This is a genomic window from Nostoc sp. NMS9 (assembly GCF_017114995.1).
Taxonomy (GTDB): Bacteria; Cyanobacteriota; Cyanobacteriia; order Cyanobacteriales; family Nostocaceae; genus Nostoc.
Window position 1 is genome coordinate 57320 of record NZ_JABXKL010000013.1, and the last position, 17680, is coordinate 74999.

Annotated in this window: 16 protein-coding genes and 1 tRNA gene; 9 read left to right on the top strand and 8 right to left on the bottom strand. The window is 40.2% G+C overall.

Annotated features, from left to right (window positions below):
• Positions 1-61 precede the first annotated feature (61 nt).
• Positions 62-146 (top strand) — tRNA-Ser (locus HWQ40_RS04730).
• A 51-nt stretch (positions 147-197) separates the two neighbouring features.
• Here HWQ40_RS04730 and HWQ40_RS04735 read toward each other — a convergent pair.
• Entirely contained in the window at positions 198-551 is a 354-nt protein-coding gene (locus HWQ40_RS04735; protein ID WP_292775271.1) for a four helix bundle protein, read from the bottom strand.
• Positions 552-642: 91 nt separating this feature from the next.
• On the bottom strand, positions 643-3069 hold the full coding sequence (locus HWQ40_RS04740; RefSeq protein WP_292775273.1) for an NACHT domain-containing NTPase: 2427 nt from the start codon (positions 3067-3069) through the stop codon (positions 643-645).
• A 163-nt stretch (positions 3070-3232) separates the two neighbouring features.
• Here HWQ40_RS04740 and HWQ40_RS04745 point away from each other — a divergent pair, with 163 nt between their 5' ends.
• Positions 3233-3448, top strand: coding sequence for a hypothetical protein (locus HWQ40_RS04745; protein ID WP_292775275.1), 216 nt, complete (start codon positions 3233-3235; stop codon positions 3446-3448).
• Here HWQ40_RS04745 and HWQ40_RS04750 read toward each other — a convergent pair.
• Positions 3445-3567, bottom strand: a complete 123-nt coding sequence (locus HWQ40_RS04750; RefSeq protein WP_292775276.1) for a hypothetical protein — start codon at positions 3565-3567, stop codon at positions 3445-3447. The genes HWQ40_RS04745 and HWQ40_RS04750 overlap by 4 nt on opposite strands.
• Between HWQ40_RS04750 and HWQ40_RS04755 the strand changes: the two genes are divergently transcribed.
• The 3 genes from HWQ40_RS04755 (at position 3567) to HWQ40_RS04765 (ending at position 4932) form a co-directional block, all read left to right on the top strand.
• Positions 3567-3836, top strand: coding sequence for a hypothetical protein (locus HWQ40_RS04755; RefSeq protein ID WP_292775278.1), 270 nt, complete (start codon positions 3567-3569; stop codon positions 3834-3836). The two genes, HWQ40_RS04750 and HWQ40_RS04755, sit on opposite strands and share 1 nt — an antisense overlap.
• A complete protein-coding gene (locus HWQ40_RS04760) occupies positions 3833-4294 on the top strand; it encodes a type II toxin-antitoxin system VapC family toxin (protein WP_292775280.1) in 462 nt (153 codons plus the stop codon). The genes HWQ40_RS04755 and HWQ40_RS04760 overlap by 4 nt, the downstream gene beginning before the upstream one ends.
• Positions 4295-4485: 191 nt before the next feature.
• Positions 4486-4932 (top strand): thioesterase family protein, encoded by a 447-nt coding sequence (locus HWQ40_RS04765; RefSeq protein WP_292775281.1) that lies wholly within the window; start codon positions 4486-4488, stop codon positions 4930-4932.
• Here HWQ40_RS04765 and HWQ40_RS04770 read toward each other — a convergent pair.
• The 3 genes from HWQ40_RS04770 to menA are packed head-to-tail and all read right to left on the bottom strand — an operon-like array spanning position 4925 to position 8296.
• Entirely contained in the window at positions 4925-6319 is a 1395-nt protein-coding gene (locus tag HWQ40_RS04770; RefSeq protein ID WP_292775282.1) for a 2-succinylbenzoate--CoA ligase, read from the bottom strand. The genes HWQ40_RS04765 and HWQ40_RS04770 overlap by 8 nt on opposite strands.
• Positions 6304-7386 (bottom strand): o-succinylbenzoate synthase, encoded by a 1083-nt coding sequence (locus HWQ40_RS04775; protein ID WP_292775283.1) that lies wholly within the window; start codon positions 7384-7386, stop codon positions 6304-6306. The genes HWQ40_RS04770 and HWQ40_RS04775 overlap by 16 nt, the downstream gene beginning before the upstream one ends.
• 13 nt (positions 7387-7399) lie before the next feature.
• Positions 7400-8296 carry a 2-carboxy-1,4-naphthoquinone phytyltransferase gene (gene menA, locus HWQ40_RS04780; RefSeq protein WP_292775284.1) on the bottom strand — a complete coding sequence of 299 codons (897 nt, stop codon included), beginning with the start codon at positions 8294-8296 and terminating at the stop codon, positions 7400-7402.
• 310 nt (positions 8297-8606) lie between these two features.
• On the opposite strand from menA, the gene HWQ40_RS04785 reads away from it, so the two are divergent.
• Positions 8607-10022, top strand: coding sequence for an isochorismate synthase MenF (locus tag HWQ40_RS04785; protein WP_292775286.1), 1416 nt, complete (start codon positions 8607-8609; stop codon positions 10020-10022).
• Positions 10023-10084: 62 nt separating this feature from the next.
• On the opposite strand, the gene HWQ40_RS04790 is transcribed toward HWQ40_RS04785, so the two are convergent.
• Positions 10085-11032 carry an L-lactate dehydrogenase gene (locus tag HWQ40_RS04790; RefSeq protein WP_292775288.1) on the bottom strand — a complete coding sequence of 316 codons (948 nt, stop codon included), beginning with the start codon at positions 11030-11032 and terminating at the stop codon, positions 10085-10087.
• Between the two features lie 384 nt (positions 11033-11416).
• Between HWQ40_RS04790 and HWQ40_RS04795 the strand changes: the two genes are divergently transcribed.
• Entirely contained in the window at positions 11417-11926 is a 510-nt protein-coding gene (locus HWQ40_RS04795) for a GNAT family N-acetyltransferase (RefSeq protein WP_292775289.1), read from the top strand.
• 63 nt (positions 11927-11989) lie between these two features.
• Here HWQ40_RS04795 and HWQ40_RS04800 read toward each other — a convergent pair whose 3' ends face one another.
• Entirely contained in the window at positions 11990-13297 is a 1308-nt protein-coding gene (locus HWQ40_RS04800; RefSeq protein WP_292775290.1) for a glutamate-5-semialdehyde dehydrogenase, read from the bottom strand.
• Positions 13298-13704: 407 nt separating this feature from the next.
• Here HWQ40_RS04800 and HWQ40_RS04805 point away from each other — a divergent pair, with 407 nt between their 5' ends.
• Positions 13705-15693: a zinc metalloprotease HtpX gene (locus tag HWQ40_RS04805; RefSeq protein ID WP_292775291.1), complete on the top strand. Its 1989-nt coding sequence runs from the start codon at positions 13705-13707 to the stop codon at positions 15691-15693.
• A 609-nt stretch (positions 15694-16302) separates the two neighbouring features.
• Complete coding sequence (locus HWQ40_RS04810) at positions 16303-17493, top strand: transporter substrate-binding domain-containing protein (protein WP_292775293.1); 1191 nt, start codon at positions 16303-16305, stop codon at positions 17491-17493.
• The last annotated feature ends 187 nt before the right edge of the window (positions 17494-17680 follow it).

Consider the following 17680-nt stretch of genomic DNA (forward strand, 5'->3'; position numbering starts at 1 on the left):
CCAACAAAAGCGCCTGAATAGCGTCTGAAAGTAGGGTATGTACAAGCTAGACAGATTTACTGGAGAGGTGGCAGAGTGGTCGATTGCGTCCGACTTGAAATCGGATGAGGCTAAAACCTCCGGGAGTTCGAATCTCCCCCTCTCCGTTGAGGAATTAAAAATTGAAAATTAAAAATTAAAAATTGAGGAAGATGAGGTTAGGTGGAGCTTTTGGTGGAGATAATGATTGCACCAAGAATTTTTGTTAGTTCTTCGGCTTCGGTTTGGAGTTGACTAATTCTTTCTTGGGGTACTATTTCAGCAGCAATGAGCAATCTTAACCAATACCGAGTTTCACGGGATTCTTTTAGTGCAATCATGAGCTTGCTGATAAAATCTGCTTTGCTTTGAGCGGCTTGTGCTTCTTCTACATTAGCTCCTATCGATGTTCCTGACCTTAACAACTGTTGAGCAAGGGTTCGTGCTACTCCTGGTTTGTCATCTAAAAACTGGCACAATTTGATTATGCGAACTGAAAAAGTAAAAGTGCGATCGCAAATATCTTTTCTCATAGTTAGCGCTAAAAAAATCAAATATTTTTAAATAAATTTACGTTGTTAATATTTGCTTTTTTATTTATATTTTTCCTGGTTTATATTGATTTTAAAGATTAAATGATAATAGCAGAGTATTTTCAATTTCTTGTCTGATTTTTTGACTAGTATAGCAATCACTGTTCAAACAATCTATTAGCAATTTGTTTGTATAGTAATATTGTTGCAATAATTGATTTTTTTCTTTGTTAGGCTTCCAAGCATAATCAAAACCAAAATATTCAAGTATTACATTTCTAATATGCTTTACCCAATCCTGACTACTTCCTCTCCACCACTGTAAAAAGCTTGTTTGATATTGATCCGGGTCTGGTAGCTGTTGTTTTAGGGTTATGAGTACTCGATGTAGTTCAATATCAAATTGTTTAGCATACCCAATAATAATAGAAATACTACGATACAAGTCCAAAAATGTAGCAAGGTTAAAAGCACTTTTATCGGCATCTTCACAAGTAAAAGTAAGAGCATAAGCGATAGCAAGAAAGTAATCAAAAGTACATTTATTTACTTTAGTTGAGATTTTAGAAAACCCAAGTAAATTTGCAAGTTCGAGGTTGAGTTTAGGAATAAGAACTGGTTTTCGTTCTTGGCTATAAGCAAAAATAATGCCTGTATTGAAGTCAGCAGATTGAACAAGAGATATAGACTCAAAAGTGACATTAAAACTAATTTGTCCCGTAAATAGATGAAATAAGCCAAAATAAAAGGCTCTGACAGCTACTGACTTGTAGTGGGTTTCTATTGAATTTGATTTTTGGTTAATAAATGCTACAAGTAACTGTAATTGTGGATTTCTAATATATAATTCATCAATTTTTTGCTTCATCAACCTTATTAATTCATCTGCTTTCCGCATCATCTCTATAGTTAGCAAAAATACCTCACGCCAGCGTTTATCTGTGATATGCTCCACTAAACTTTCCCAGGCACAATTAGCAACTATTTCTCTGGCAGTAAAATACTCCTGAAAAGTTAAGTGAGAAAATGAATAAATTCCCTTTGCCCTTTCTACTAATAGCCCGTGTTGCGCTTCAATAGATTTCAAAACACCTTCGCTGTCTAACCTCAGAACTTCTTTGTCGGTATCAGCATCACGTAAGTTACAAATGAACTCAGCAATGTATACTTCAACTGTTTTTTGCTTAAAGAAATAATCCTTCTGCTCAAAAGAGATCAGAGCAATTTGGCTCAATAAGTCTTCTTTGCGATGCAAAGATAAGTTTTTATACACCTGATCTCGCTCAATATTGCGTTTGGCATCCCATTTCTTCAGCAACACATCCAACCCCTCTTTATAAAGTTCAGAACGATTTATCGGGAAATCATTGCTTTCCCCAAATACCAGACATAGTAGGGTAAGTAATAAAGGATTTGTTGCTAGTTCTTGAATTGGCTTGTTTCTCTTGAGTTTTTGGATAAAGCGTTCACCTTTTATTTGGTCAATGAACTGAAACCAATTTTGTGCAAAGATAGCGATTTGTTCTTTATCAAAATCTGCCACTTCTACTTCGGTAAAACTTTCAAAAGTGTATTCTTTGGCAGCAATACGACAGGTGATAACAAATTGATTGTTGTGAAACTGGTCGGACAACTCTCGAATTTGCCGTAAAACTCGTTTCGTGTCTTCTTCTCGAACTTCATCCAAACCATCCAATAACACTAATGCTCTACCTTGTCTCAACAGTTGTTCTGTTTTCAACCTGGTATCTGTCACTCCATAGCTAGACAGTTGTTGAGCAATATATTCCAAAATATCTGGTTGTTTGAGTACCTCTGCAAAATCTTTGAGGGTAATAAACAAGGGAAGTTGGCTTTCCTGAAAATGCCCTTCGATACATTGCATCGCCAGATACTTCAAAAAGGTAGTCTTACCTGCACCTGGTTTACCCAATACCATTAGCTTGCTATGACGTTGTACTGCTTCCAAGCCTGGCACACGCTTCTCTTTTACTCGCCTGAGTCCGAACCGATCAAAGTTATCAGAATCATAGTTTTGCAGTAGTTCTGCCATTTTAGATCGTCTGCGCCCTGTAATTTCCTCAAGAATATTGACATTAGTATAAATACCTTGTTTGCCAGTCAACTTTATAGGTTGACGCATATCCAGCACCCGCATGGTTCCGCATTTTTGTTTGATGTATGGTTTGACTTGTTTGCGGATTTCTTGCACTAAGATATCAATAGAATCATCTATGTCATCTGTAGTTAAATGACTAGAGGGTTGTTGCTGTGAGTATCTTTTGCTCAGATACTCCCGTAAGCGGCTTTCTTTAACAGGGCCATTACCAGTGATGCAAAATTTTTTGTAAATACCTGTGAGGCAAGTGCTGAGGTTACTTTCAGAAATGTTTAATTCTTGAACTACGTGGACTCGACTCTTGCTACGACTGAATATTTTTAGAAAAACTTCTTTCTCTCGGTGCGACAATTCACTGTATTGCTCCAGTTGCTTAAGAAAGTCCTCTGGTATAGACATTGACCACTCCCACAATTACTTATAAGCCAGTGTAGCCAAAGTTTTTATCAAAATGTGGAGTTAAATCAGTGTAAGTCAAGCTAAGTCAAGACAAGTCAGATAAATAACTCCAAAAGAAAATTGCGACATTGAACTCAGTTAAGCTACTGAGTTCAATGTCCCAATGCTAGAAACACTAATCCCTCTGGTTGTAAATAAGTCTGTTGAAGTTGTTGTTGGAATACTGCTGGAGAAGTTTTGTAAATGGGTACTGAGCGATGCCAATATCAAAAGTGTCAACCATTTTCTGAAAATGCAAATTCTTGTACTTTATCTTGATTGGGTTTTACGAAAAACATCACTAAAATCTCTGTCAGAGGAATCACAAGAGAAGGATTAAGAAACAGGTGGGTAGTAGAGATAATAAAGCGATCGCACCCACAAACCAAAGGCGATCGCCTCTCCCCCTACTGCCATCGTGCTACCATTACCAATAAATTCTTTTGGGAGTTCAATCAATGGCTACCCTTCATGCACTAAATGTACCTGATGAGTTATACGAACAACTGCAAGAGTTAGCTAAAGCTGAAAATAGCTCAGTTGATGCTCAAGTTATTACAATATTGCAGAACGCCTTGCAGAAGACAAAAATACATTTAACTGAGGACGAAAGACGAAAAAATGTCCCAAAACTCTTAGAGGAAATCCGCCTTCGCCGTGAGAGTCGCCAGACTGATGTGGAATGGCCTGATAGTACTGCGTTAATCCGAGAAGACCGAGACAGATGACTATCCCTCTCAGGTGTGTTGTAGACGCAAGTGTAGCTATTAAGCAATTTATACCAGACGATCCACTAACTCCGAAAGTTAATCAACTGTTTGCTCATCTTGCCAATCCCCAAACTGCAATCTTTGTCCCAGACCTGTTTTACATTGAGTGTGGCAACATCATTTGGAAGTATGTCCACGCCAGACTTTATGCTGTTGCTGATGTGCCAGCAGATTTAGCAACTCTCAAAAGCTTTCCTTTGCGTGTTGTCTCAACGGCTGATTTGATGGCGGATGCAGTTGTGATCGCATTAAATTATGGAATCTCCGCCTACGATGGCTCTTATGTCGCACTTTCACAGCAGGTAGGTGCTACTTTGCTGACTCTCGACGGTAAGCTGGTGAAGGCAATAGCCGCTTCGTCTTACAATGTTTGCTCGTTTAATGACTTCGAGGTTCCGCCGTTGGAGTCAATGTAGAAGCGATCGCCGATCGCCTTTCCTCACCATATACCATATATTTAACCCCAAAGCATTGGATGAGGCTAAACAAATCGATACAAACTCAGAACTGGGGAAATTGAATTTTTCTCACCGACTTACTTAGTTGCAATAAAATTAGTTTGTACAGGCAATAAACCTGCTGTTTTTTTTATATTCAATTGTCAAAAATGCCTTTTACTTATAACCGCACGGTTCGCTTTCAAGATACTGATGCTGCTAGCGTAGTTTATTTTACTAACATTTTGGGTATTTGCCATGAAGCTTATGAAGAATCTTTAGAAGCATCAAGTATTAATCTCAAAGATTTTTTTACTAATCCATCCGTGGCACTTCCCATTGTTCATGCTAGTGTTGATTTTTTGCGTCCTATGTTTGTAGGGGACAAGTTACTGATTAGTTTAATACCTCAAAAACTAGGTGTTGATAAGTTTGAAATTACTTACGAAATTACGGTGGCTGAGGTGGTAGTTGCTAAGGCTATCAGTAGGCATGTTTGTATTGATGTGAGTAGTAGAAGTAAGCAGGAATTACCTGAAGAGATAGCCCAATGGTTGGAAACGAACCGCAGAGACGCTGAGGGCGCGGAGAGAAGAAAGTCGAGAGAGATTATGTGATGGAATTTTGGAGGAATTCTGTGGCTATTTGCTGTAACTGTTGGCGGTTAATTTTACCTTGAGAGTTACGAGGTAAGTTTTGCTGGGGAATCCAATATTTAGGGATTTTAAATTTGCTGAGTTTGTCTTTGAGTAGGGTTTGGATGTTTAAGGCAGAAGTATTTGATTGTTTGGGAATGTAAATCGCTGTTAATACTTGTCCCCAATGTTTATCTGGGATACCGATGACACAAATATCAGCAACCATTTGAGTTGCTTGTATTGCGGATTCAATCTCTACTGGGTAAAGATTTTCGCCACCTGTAATAATTTTGTCGCTGTTACGTCCGACAATATTTAAATGACCTTGGTCGTCTAAAAAACCTAAATCATCTACTTGGAAAATATCGTGATTTTCTCTGGTTATCGGATAATAACCAAGGGCTATAGATTGAGCATGAATAGTGATATTTCCTATTTGATTTGAATTTAAAATTTCGCCTTGTTGATTGCGAATAGTTACTTTTGCATGGGGAAGAGTTTGACCACTGCTCATTTTACCGCTCAGAAAATCATCTGGTTTGAGGGTAGCAATTTGAGAGGCGGTTTCTGTCATGCCATAGGTAGGTGCTAACCGGATGCGATGAAATCTGGCTTTTTCTAGTAGCTCGTTCCATGCTGGCGCACCTCCCAAAAGTACAGTGTTAAATTGGGATAGCCATTCAGTTAATTCTGGATTTTGCAAGAGGCGTTGTAACTGTGTTGGTACTAAAGATATGAAAAATTCTGATTGTTTAATATTTAATATTTGACTGGATTCTACGGCTTTAAATGGTTGAATAGCTAGTTTACCTGCGGTAATGAAAGAGCGCAGAAATTGCATTAAACCACTAACGTGATATAACGGCAACATACAAAATGAATTGACTTGCTTGAGTTGAAAGTATTCTGTAAATCCTTGTACTGATGCTATAAGAGTTTCCCAAGTGTGGATGGCAAATTTAATCTGCCCCGATGAACCACCTGTGGGAATCATAATCATTGGGCATGGGGCATAGGGCATGGGGTATTGGTAATTATTCCCATTCCCTATTCCCCATTCCCTATTGCACATTCCCAAAATAATGTCTGGCTGTACTAAATCAAAGACTTGTTGCCATTCTTGTGTTCCCCAGTCGGGATTACAAAGAAAAACTGGACAATTAGCTGCACAAGCGGCAATAAAACCTGCTAGAAACCGTACTGGTTCGCGTTCCGCTAAAATAATTTTTGGTGGTGTTCCGCACGCTGATAATTGTGTTATTTCTAAATATAACTCTTGAGCTATTTGATTCAATTGACGACTATTGTAACCGATAAGCCAATCATCCTGAGTTAGGTTATTAAGACAGTCTAAAGGTCGTTCCATAAACTTTGAAGCCAGGTTTCTTCTTGTTCAAAAAAATGGTCGATACCAAAACCAATTGCCCTGTTGTTTCGGGATAATTCTGCTGCTAGCTGGAATGCTGCAAGTCTTGCGATCGCCGTTTCAAATACTGACGAAAATACAGCATCAATTTCATGCTGGTGACAAAACTTTCTCAGACGAGATGGCGATCCAACTATCCCAGGCTTTATGACAAAAATCCCTCGCCAACCTTGTTGATGACAGGCGGCGAGTTGCCCAAGTGTGGCGACAGATTCATCTAAAGCGATCGCAGTTTTATAACTCATACTCAATTCCAACATCCCCTGAAATTGCTCAACAGGTAGCGGTTGTTCGATAAATTCAATTTCTAGGAGTATTTCTCCATTTGCCTTGAGATTGTCGCAAGTCCACAGCCATAAGTTAGCTTCTTCATAGCTGAGTCCACCATTAGCATCTAATCGCAGTTTGGTAGAGGCTGGTAAAGCGTGTATTAGTGATTCAAAAATTTCTAGTTCATCAGCGATCGCATACACACCAATTTTCCACTTAAATGTACGGTATCCTTGCTGCCACAGCGTTTTCCATTGATTCAAAGCCGCTTCACCAGCTGGTAATAAGGCACTGTAGAGGAGTGAAGAGTTAGGAGTACAGACGCGATTAATCGCGTCTGTACAAGAGTTAGGAGTTATAAAATTATCTCCTCCATCTCCCTCATCTCCCTTATCTCCCCCATCTCCCTCATCTCCCCGACTCCCTACTCCCCACTCCCCACTCCCCATCTCCCACGCTGACTCAAAGCCAAATTGACAAGCAGGTAACTCATCTGGAATTGAGAAAATGGTTTCATCTGTGATTTCTTCTGGGAGTTGGCGACAAAAATCTAAGGCTTGTTCTAGGGTTTCGGAACCGAACCAGCTAATGGGGGCGATTTCTCCCCAGCCGAGTTTACCTGATTCATCGGTAAGGCGGAGGATAATACCTTCACGAATATCCCAATTACCATGATTGGTGGTAAGCGATCGCAAAAATCTTCGCTGATATGGACGAAATTTAAATTGATAACGCATCAATTAGTAATTGCTAAAGCATAAATCCCAGTCCGAACAGCAAGCAAGCCCAGAAATGCACAGCTACGGCGATGAATTTACAGTTACTAACTCTGTCGGGGTGGTTGTGATTTTCTTGAACATGGCGGCATAATTTAATAGCAAAGGGTAAACTTACCCAACTTAATAACGTCCAAGCTGGAGAAATCCCCAATAGCACAAACAGCAAGGTGAGAGGATAAATACTACCAGTAAACCAAACTAGGAGTTGGGCCCCTTTTTGGGTTCCGAGACGGACGATAGGCGATCGCTTGCCTGCGGCTATGTCATCCTTAATTTGGTGAAAGTGTGAGCAAAACAAAATTAAGGTTGTGGCAATCCCAACAATGACTGAGGCTGCTAAACTTGTCATTGACCAAGTTTGGGTTTGGCTATAATATGCTGCCTCCACTGCTAAGGGACCAAAGGCAAAAAAGCAAATAATCTCGCCTAAACCCTGATATCCTAAGCGAAAGGGAGGGCCTTGGTACGTGTAGCCTAAACCGCAGCACAGCAGTATTATACCGATCACAGTTAGGTCATGTTGCCAAAAGGCGATCGCTAGTATGCCCAGCAACCCCAAACCTAAACACAAATTTCCTATCCAAAATATCAATGGCTTATTGCCTGTTAAGTTCACCAGAGAATGGTGCTTATTTTTATCGATACCTGTTTCGAAATCAAAGACATCATTACTGATATTTTCCCAGGCAAGAATTAAAATTGCGGCAGCTACAAAAGTAGAAAATACTGCTCCATTGAATATTTTAGTTTCTGCAAATGCTATTGCTGTTCCTACCCAAATGGGCATAATGGCAACGCTGTACATTGGCGGTTTTATCGCTGCCATCCATAACTTAGTGTTGGGATATAAAATTTGCTTGGTAGTCATCAGTTGTGATTAATTAAATTACTGGAATATTACTCACACTTGAGATTTTATGATTTCAAGAGACGTTAGATATGGGTGATATATAAACAAGTGTCACTTTTACTATGGCTTCTTAACCTTGTGTTGTTAACACTCACCCTCACGTTGCAGTCTCAGGCTGAAACTGTCTTATCATAGTCTGAGAACACCACAAATAAGGCAAACCCTACGCTGGTGAAATAGCAACTTAATATGTTACCTGTAAAAATACGACCACGATTAATTACACTTTAGGAAGTTAACTTAAAAAAAATTTACTATCGTTAAATCCATGACAGTTTCACCATGTCGTAGCAACTTCTTTGTAGAGCACAAAGATTTATATCAATTTCTGGTAGCGGTGCAAGAAAAGTGCGTCAAAAATAATTGCAGACAAATTGTCAGTGTCTCCCAAGAAATTGATTTAGTTGACCCTTTACTTGTATTAGATAAACTTACACAAGCAAATGAAATAAATTTTTACTTTGAAGACAGAGGCAAAGGAGAAGCGATCGCGGCAATTAATGCTGTAGCAAAATTACAGATTGATGGCTCAGACCGTTTTAATCAAGCAGAATATTTTATCAAATCTTGTCTAAAAGATATAATTAATTTTGGTAACGCAAACCAACCTTTTTCTGGTCCTCACTTTTTTTGTTATTTCAGCTTTTTTGATAAAAACGCCCAAGTAGATTATCCATTTCCATCTGCTACCATTTTTCTTCCACGTTGGCAAGTAGCCGTAAAAAATCAGCGTTGCATATTAGTAACAAATATAATTATCAATCCAAATGTAAATATTGCAAGATTGTTGGAGAATGTGCAAAATAAAATTGAATTTATCCAATCTTTAGAAAATTACTCTGCTAATATTGATTATTTTCCTAAAAACTTATATAGAAAATCTATCACTAACTCTGCCCAATTTAAACGTTCAGTAGTATCGGTTTTGGAAAAAATTCAGTCTAGCCATTTAAGTAAGATTGTCCTAGCAGATATATTAGATGTAAAATCAAGCAACCACTTTGACCTAGTTAAATCATTAAATAATCTCAGACAAAATCATCCTAATTGTTATATTTTTTCTACAAGTAATGGCAAAGGACAAAATTTTATTGGTGCAAGTCCAGAAAGATTAATTAGTATTAATAATCAACAGTTAATCACTGATGCTTTAGCTGGTTCTGCACCACGAGGTAAAACCCCTGCTGAAGATGCAGCTAATGCCAATCGCTTACTAAATAGTGAAAAAGAAAAGCATGAACATTCCCTAGTGCTTGATTTCATTACACAACGACTATGCCAACTAGGTTTATTACCGCAAATATTAGCACCCCGATTACGACAATTATCGAATATCCAGCATTTATGGACACCAATCAGTGCTATGGTTCCCGCTGACATACACCCATTAAAGATTGTTGGACAATTGCATCCTACGCCAGCCGTTGCGGGTGCAGCACAAGATGTAGCTTGTGCCGAAATTCGTCGTTATGAAAACTTTGAAAGAGGTTTGTATGCTGCACCTCTAGGTTGGATAGATTCTCAGGGTAACTGTGAGTTTATTGTGGGAATTCGTTCAGCATTGATTGATGGCGATCGCGCGAGATTGTATGCTGGTGCTGGTATCGTGGCTGGCTCCGATCCTGAGAAAGAGTTTGCAGAAGTGCAGCTTAAACTTCAAGCTTTACTTAAAGCCTTAGTTTAAAGTTAATTACTAATCTTGTATGCCAGCTAAAGATATTTACCACCTATGTGAGTTGATTTTAATTATGCTTCCGAGTTGTAGGCTTCATTCAGTTTGGTGGCTGACTGTTCTAATAAACGTTGTTCATAAGCATTTCTTGGTAACACCAGTTGGCGCTCAATACCTTGGGAGCTAATGATACATGGAAGTCCAAGAACAACTTCACTGCCAACTCCATAGTTAGAATCTGCTCTGGCCGATACTGGAAATATCTGCTTTTCATCTCGCAGGATGGTATCAACTAACTGACAAACTACTATTGATATGCCATAGCTAGTATTTCCTTTACGTTCAGAAATGTTATAACCTCGCTTACGGGTTAACTCTGCGTACTCTTCCTGAATTTGTTCCAGCGTTGCTCCTTGTGGTATGGGAAATTCAGCTAACGGAATTCCCCCAATAAATGCACTAGACCAAACGACAAATTCACTGTCTCCATGCTCTCCAATCACATAAACATGAACGTCTTGTTTAGCAACATTCAGTCGATTACCAAGTTGATATCTCAGTCTAGCAGTATCAAGAACGGTTCCCGAACCGAAAATTAGGTTTTCTGCTCTATTGGAACTGGCGATCGCAATCCGTGTTAGTACATCCACTGGATTGCTAACAATAAGTATGATTGAATTCGGTGCAACTCGATCCAATTCTTTTATTGTTGAACGCATGATCTGTGCATTGTCGCTCAACGTATCTAATCGGGTCTGTCCAAGTTTCTGCTGCACCCCAACAGTCACGACAATAATATCAGAATCCGCTAAATCTTCATACTGATTTGATGGTATAATCTCCATGTCTTTAAGTAGGGGAATGGTGTCTTCAATATCCCATGCTTGCCCCTCAGCTTTTGATAAAGTTCGATCAAAAAGGACGACTGTTACACATTTACCAAGTAGCACTAAAGCATTTGCTACATCTGCACCCACATTACCCGCACCAATAATACCGACCTTGGATATTTTGCTACTCATGCCAAATCTATTTTTTTGTAACTGGCTTGATAGGTTAATGTTAACTCCAGAACTAACTCTTTCGAGTCAAGATTCTTGAAGCGATCGCTTCATCTCAAAGATTTAATATGTTGACACAAGGCAGAATTAATAAGTGTTTCGTGTTCAACACCCTGGAATTGAAACCAAGCTATGATTCTGGATCAATCTGAATTAAGTTCTGTGCTTGATTTCCTGGCAATCTCAACATTGTCTTCTCGAAAAACTCATCGTTTAATAATGGAATATTTAGAATAATCAACGTCGTCATCTGACATCGATTCCAATGCTTCCCAATTAGGATGTGAAATATTGTTTAAATCGTTGGTGCTCATTATGTTTTAGTTTCAGTATCGTAGATGCTTTATGAAAATCGAAGTGGTAAAAGCTACTCAACAACAGAAGTCAGTGCTGTATAATTTAATGGAACTATACCAGTATGACCTGAGTGAAATAGAAGCTAAAGATGTAGATACCTGCGGCTTGTTTGGTTATCGATATCTTGATTACTATTGGACAGAACCTGAGCGACACCCATTTCTGATTAAAGTTGATGAAAAACTGGCAGGGTTTGTACTTGTTAATCAGCACACCTACCTTCATCAAGATAACCATGCTATGTCTATTGCCGAGTTCTTTATTCTCAAGAAGTATCGAAGTAAAGGTATTGGTGAACAGGTAGCTACTCACATTTTCAACCAGTTTCCCGGCAGTTGGGAAGTACGGCAGACTGCTTTAAACTTAGGCGCACAAGCTTTTTGGAGCAAGGTAATTAGTCAATACACTAATGGAGCCTTTGACGAGGTTTTTTTTAATGATCACCGATGGCATGGCCCAATTAAAACTTTTGACAACTCAAATAAACTATTAACATAAAAAATACACCTATTTACCCGGTGTATTTTTAGCGTTACTAAAGTCCATAATTGGGAGAATCTTTTACACTAAATCCTGATGAGTAAAAGCTTTAGCATTCGCCCCAGTGTAAGTAGCTACAATATGACCATCGCCAGTCATTTGATATTTGTATGTCACCAATCCTTCTAAGCCAACAGGACCGCGGGGTGGCATTTGTTGAGTGCTAACTCCAACTTCTGCACCGAAACCATAGCGGAAGCCATCAGAAAAACGGGTGGAACAGTTGTGAAATATATTGGCTGAATTCACAAGTCCAAAGAAACTTTCTATAGCCGCAGAATCTTCAGAGATAATCGCATCAGTATGCCGGGAACCATATTCGTTAATATGAGCGATCGCATCTTCTATAGAGTCTACAATCTTTATCGACAAAATAAAATCGTTATATTCAGTTTCCCAATCGATTTCTGTTGCAGTTTTTATATTAGGTAAAATTTCCAAGGTGTGTTTATCACCTCTTAATTCCACATGGCGTTCTTGCAAAGCCTCAGCAACTTTCGGTAAAAATTCTGTAGCAATTGATTGGTGAACTAGCAAAGTTTCAATTGCATTACAAACAGCAGCATATTGCGCTTTTGCATCGACGGTAATCGGAACTGCTTTAGAAATATCGGCGGCTTTATCTATATAAAGATGACAAATTCCGTCGGCGTGACCTAGTACCGGAATACGAGTATTTTCCTGTACAAATCTGACAAAGGAATAAGAACCTCTAGGAATAATTAAATCTACATATTTATCTAACCTCAAAAGTTCTAGAGTTTCTTCTCTAGTTGTCAGCAACTGCACTGCATCTGGATTAACAGCAGTTTGCGATAATCCTTGCTTAATTGCCTTAACTATCGCTTCACAAGAACGCACCGCTTCCTTTCCACATTTGAGGATTACACCATTTCCCGATTTGATAGCCAAAGAAACAATTTGAATCGCCGCTTCTGGACGGGCTTCAAAAATAATCCCCAAAACGCCTAAAGGACAAGTAATCCGCTTGAGAACTAAGCCAGTGTCAAGTTCGCGGTGAATCTGGACTTTACCAATTGGATCGGCTAGCTTACCAACATCTCGTACCCCAATGATCGCATCTCTTAATTGATGTTCATCCAACTGCAAGCGCTTATAAAGTGGTTGGGGAATTCCGACCGCAGTTGCAGCTTTACAATCAGCAATATTTGCTTGTAAAATGTCATCTCTTGCTGATTCTAAAGCTTGAGCGATCGCAACAAGTGCCTGATTTTTTGCCTCAGTGGAGAGAATTGCTAGTTTACTTGCAGCTTGGCGGGTTTGTCCGGCGATCGCAATTAGGGGAGAAGCTATATCAAAAATAGTCATAGTACAAATCTTTACCTTTTCCTCATCTTATCAATCTCAGGTTATGTTTATCATTGTCTTCCTCCAATCGGGTGAACCATTTGGGTAATCAATAATTACTCTGATTGGGTGAAGCAAGACTGGGTTGAAAACATTTATTCTCTAAATATCAAACACGGACAAAGAGGTAATAAGTTTACCGCAGCAAAAATATTATAAGTATTATTACAGTTTTTATTTGAAAATCTTAAACATGATTTATGCGTTCCCCAGGCTAGAGAGACATAGTAATATATGTTTCTCTAGTCTTTTACTTAAGTAGATATTTTATACTGTCATTAATTAAATTTTTACGAAATCGCAGTGACGATCGCTGGATCTATTGAGTATTGATAGATCAAATACCACTCCTTTAGTAGGGAGATCCTATGTCATTGCAATCTGCATTAGATGCTTTAAACCAAAAACGTTATCAAGAAGCGGTTGAATTACTCGAACAATTCTGCCGCGATTGCGCTGAACACAATTCCTCAGATTATCTTTCAGCACAGATGTGGCTAATGAAAGCCTATCAAGCCACAGGCGAAACCGAAAAAGCCAAGGCCTTGTGTCAAAAGTTAATCATGAGTGAAAATCCACAGACTCGCAGTTGGGCAGAACAAGCTAGTCAATCCTTCCGCCAAACGCCACATAAAGCTAGCCAAAAAGCTGGTCGTGCCGTTACCACTGGGATGAAATTAGCAATGGGGGGAGTGGGTGGTAGTTTGGCGTTAGCTTCTGGTGTCACCATGACCTTGCTGTTTGGCATGGTGCTGGCTTTAGGTTTGAGCATAGTATTTATTTTGGGTAACGATAATCCACTCCAAGGATTAGCGATCGCTATTGGTATTACCCTAGTTTTTAATATCGCCGCCTTTTTCATATCTCCATTCATCATGGACTTAACTCAAGGCTGGCTTTACCAAACTCGCTGGGTAGAGTTGGCAGAAGTAGAAACCCTCAGTCCAGAGACAGCTAAAGTTATTCGCCAAGTCTGTGAGCAGAAAAAGCTGAAAATGCCCCGCTTGGGAATTATTAACGACCAAAACCCCACGGCTTTTACTTATGGCTCATTACCGAATAGTGCCCGTTTAGTCGTCAGTCAGGGACTTTTCACATACCTGGATGACGATGAAATTGCTACCGTCTACGCTCACGAATTGGGGCACATCGTCCACTGGGACTTTGCAGTGATGACAGTAGCTTCTACCTTAGTGCAAATTTGTTACTTGATTTACAGTACAGCCAGAAGATTTGGGCGTGGCGGTGGCGATAGCAAAATTAAAGATGCGATGCAAACTGCTGCCCTAGTTGCTTACGTGTTTTATGTCGTTGGTACTTATCTAGTGCTGTACCTCTCCCGCACACGAGAATACTTTGCTGACCACTTTGCAGCCGAAAGTACGGGTAATCCCAATGGCTTATCCCGCGCTTTAGTAAAGATTGCTTATGGGATATTAGAAGAAGGTTCGCGGACACAAGAACCCAGCCGTTTAATTGAAGGAACTCGCGCCTTGGGTATCTATGACCATAAAGCCGCCGCTTCCACAGGAACCGCCTACCGGATTGCATCCGATACTCAAAAAGTTGGTCGCGTCTTTCTGTGGGATATGTTTAACCCTTGGGGCTGGTGGATGGAGTTAAATTCCACTCACCCATTGACAGGCAAACGAGTTCGTGCATTAAGCAACTATGCCGAACAATTGGGTTTACCGACTGAGTTTGATATGGGGCGAGTTATTGGAGAAGGTAAAAGTCTTAATAAAAGTAGGCTTTACGGCAACTTCTTTTTAGATGTTGTATTGTACGGCGCTGAAACAATTGGTTTCTTCGTTGGCTTGGTAATGGGTGTGATTCTGTGGTCAAGTTCCCCAAACACAGGTTTAGTATTGGGTGCGCCACTAATTGGCTTGGGGATCGGAATTCTCGTCAAAGCCTTGGTGATGTTCCCCGACTACAAGCAAGCACCAGAAACCGATATTCTCACCCTGATGTCAGACCCCTATGCCAGTCCGTTGCGTGGACAACCGGCAAAACTTGAAGGTCAACTCATTGGTCGTGGTGACGCTGGTTATAAATTTGGTTCCGATTTAAAAATTCAAGATCGTAGCGGAATGCTTTATATGCATTACGCCTCACGCTTTGGCCCTATCGGCAATTTTCTGTTTGGGATGAAGCGAGTCCAAAGCTTGATTGGCGAACAAGTTGGGGCTGTGGGTTGGTTCCGTCGAGGTGTTGCGCCTTGGATGGATCTAATTCAACTCCAGAGTAAAAATGGCACCATTGTCAACAGTTACCATCGCTTCTGGTCATTCATCCTTAGCGGTGGATCGATTATCCTGGGAGTGGTCTTGACTATGTTTTTGAGCCGCAGCTAGCTGAGTTTCTAGCCTGCTGTCAAAGCATTTCTCAGTCCATCCAAGCTTTAATTTGTCAGGAGGTAGTTAGTAGCTGCCTCTTTTTTTATTAATGCAACTTTTGAACGAGGCAGGACAATACAGTTTGATTAAGGATTTTGGTTTTGTACAGAGATGTGTGTACACTGTAAGCCCAGAAGGAGAGAGGCTGTGAATTTTTTGCCTTCCCTGCTTGGGGGTTAGGTCATTTGTTACTTTGGCGTTCGCATTTGTTACTTTGGCGTTCGCATTTGTTATTTTGGCGTTCGCATTTGTTATTTTGGCGTTCGCAGGTTTTACGGGAGCTTACTTATGCGTTAAACTTGTTTGCTGCTTTTGGTGAGGTTCGCAACCACTGTCACCAACTCTTCTGGCTCAATTGGCTTGGATAAATGAACTTGGAATCCAGCTTGCAGAGCGAGCCTGTGTTCTTCATCTCTAGCAAATGCCTACAGGCGAGGTAATCTATCTTCCCAATCCCCAGTCTCTTTAAATCTGAAAAAAATTGGTTTTAGGGGGATGATGAACGTGATATTTGGTATGGGGTGGGCATGATAAATAGATTATGCACACAACCCTGAGAGAATTCTGATGATAAATGCGATCGCTAGTAGATTTCGTCAACTTCTGGCTGGGAGAAAAAACCCGATTGGCAGATATGACCCGAAAAACAAAACCAAGCGTTCCTTAGCACTGTATACCTGCATAGGATTAATAGGTGGAATTCTGGCATTGTTGTTAATAGCGTCCCCAGGAGTGGCCCAAAAACCACAACTCCAACAACCGTTATTAGTAGCTACACGAGTTATACCGCCTTTTGTGCTATCAAACAAAGGTGAGTTATCAGGATTCAGTATCGACCTCTGGCGCAACATCGCTAACCAAATAGGTGTACAGTCTAAATTTATTGAATATTCCACTGTGCCGCAATTGCTTTCGGCTATTAAGGACAGCAAAGCCAACTTGGGGATTTCAGCCATCTCAATTACAGCTGAACGCGAGCAGAATTTTGATTTCTCATTACCCATTTTTGCTGGGGGGCTGCAAATTATGGTGAGAAACCCAGAGAACAACAACAGTGCCTTCCCAAATATTTTGCAATTGTTTTTCTCCGCTACCCTATTGCAGGTAATAGGCGTTGCCCTGGTACTAATTGTAGTAGCAGCCCACATTATTTGGTTATCTGAGCGTCATCACAAAGATGGGATGATTCCCAAATCATATTTTCCTGGCATTTTCAAAGCCTGTTGGTGGGCAGCTGCCACCTTAGCAACCCAAGCTGACGAAATGCCCAAAGGAGTAATGGGACGCCTAGTAGGTATTATCTGGATGTTCATCGGAGTACTTTTTGCCGCCTACTTTACAGCCAGTGCGACTACCTCATTGACAGTGCAACAGCTTCAGGGCGATATCAGGAGCATAGACGATTTACCCGGCAAGGTAGTAGCCACAACTGCGGGTAGCACAGCCGCCACATACCTGCGAGAACATAAGATTTCAGTTTTAGAAGTTACTAAGATTGAGCAAGCTTACAATGCTCTGCAAACAAAAAAAGCTGATGCCGTAGTGTTTGATGCGCCTGTACTCCTCTTCTATGCTGCCAATGAAGGCAAAGGGAAAGTACAGATTGTTGGCAGTATCTTGCGTGAAGAAAGCTACGGCATTATCCTGCCCAATAACAGTCCCTACCGCAAACCAATTAATCAGGCTTTACTGAGTCTTAAAGAAAATGGCACTTATCAATCGCTATATGATAAGTGGTTTGATGCTGAAAAATCCTGAAGAAGGGAGTGGAGAGAAATCAATTCAAAATTTAAAATTGTACCCTTACAGGGAAGCAAGCTAGCAAGAGCGTCTCGTAGAGAAGAAAAAGACTAGGGGAGATGAGGGGACAAGGGGACAAGGGGATAAACAATGCCCAATGCCCAATGCCCAATGCCCAATGCCCAATGCCCAATGCCCAATGCCC

Coding starts and splice junctions, on each gene's coding strand:
- HWQ40_RS04735 (WP_292775271.1), bottom strand. CDS start 551: ATGAGAAAAGATATTTGCGATCGCACTTTTACTTTTTCAGTTCGCATA.
- HWQ40_RS04740 (WP_292775273.1), bottom strand. CDS start 3,069: ATGTCTATACCAGAGGACTTTCTTAAGCAACTGGAGCAATACAGTGAA.
- HWQ40_RS04745 (WP_292775275.1), top strand. CDS start 3,233: ATGCTAGAAACACTAATCCCTCTGGTTGTAAATAAGTCTGTTGAAGTT.
- HWQ40_RS04755 (WP_292775278.1), top strand. CDS start 3,567: ATGGCTACCCTTCATGCACTAAATGTACCTGATGAGTTATACGAACAA.
- HWQ40_RS04760 (WP_292775280.1), top strand. CDS start 3,833: ATGACTATCCCTCTCAGGTGTGTTGTAGACGCAAGTGTAGCTATTAAG.
- HWQ40_RS04765 (WP_292775281.1), top strand. CDS start 4,486: ATGCCTTTTACTTATAACCGCACGGTTCGCTTTCAAGATACTGATGCT.
- HWQ40_RS04770 (WP_292775282.1), bottom strand. CDS start 6,319: ATGGAACGACCTTTAGACTGTCTTAATAACCTAACTCAGGATGATTGG.
- HWQ40_RS04775 (WP_292775283.1), bottom strand. CDS start 7,386: ATGCGTTATCAATTTAAATTTCGTCCATATCAGCGAAGATTTTTGCGA.
- menA (WP_292775284.1), bottom strand. CDS start 8,296: ATGACTACCAAGCAAATTTTATATCCCAACACTAAGTTATGGATGGCA.
- HWQ40_RS04785 (WP_292775286.1), top strand. CDS start 8,607: ATGACAGTTTCACCATGTCGTAGCAACTTCTTTGTAGAGCACAAAGAT.
- HWQ40_RS04790 (WP_292775288.1), bottom strand. CDS start 11,032: ATGAGTAGCAAAATATCCAAGGTCGGTATTATTGGTGCGGGTAATGTG.
- HWQ40_RS04795 (WP_292775289.1), top strand. CDS start 11,417: ATGAAAATCGAAGTGGTAAAAGCTACTCAACAACAGAAGTCAGTGCTG.
- HWQ40_RS04800 (WP_292775290.1), bottom strand. CDS start 13,297: ATGACTATTTTTGATATAGCTTCTCCCCTAATTGCGATCGCCGGACAA.
- HWQ40_RS04805 (WP_292775291.1), top strand. CDS start 13,705: ATGTCATTGCAATCTGCATTAGATGCTTTAAACCAAAAACGTTATCAA.
- HWQ40_RS04810 (WP_292775293.1), top strand. CDS start 16,303: ATGATAAATGCGATCGCTAGTAGATTTCGTCAACTTCTGGCTGGGAGA.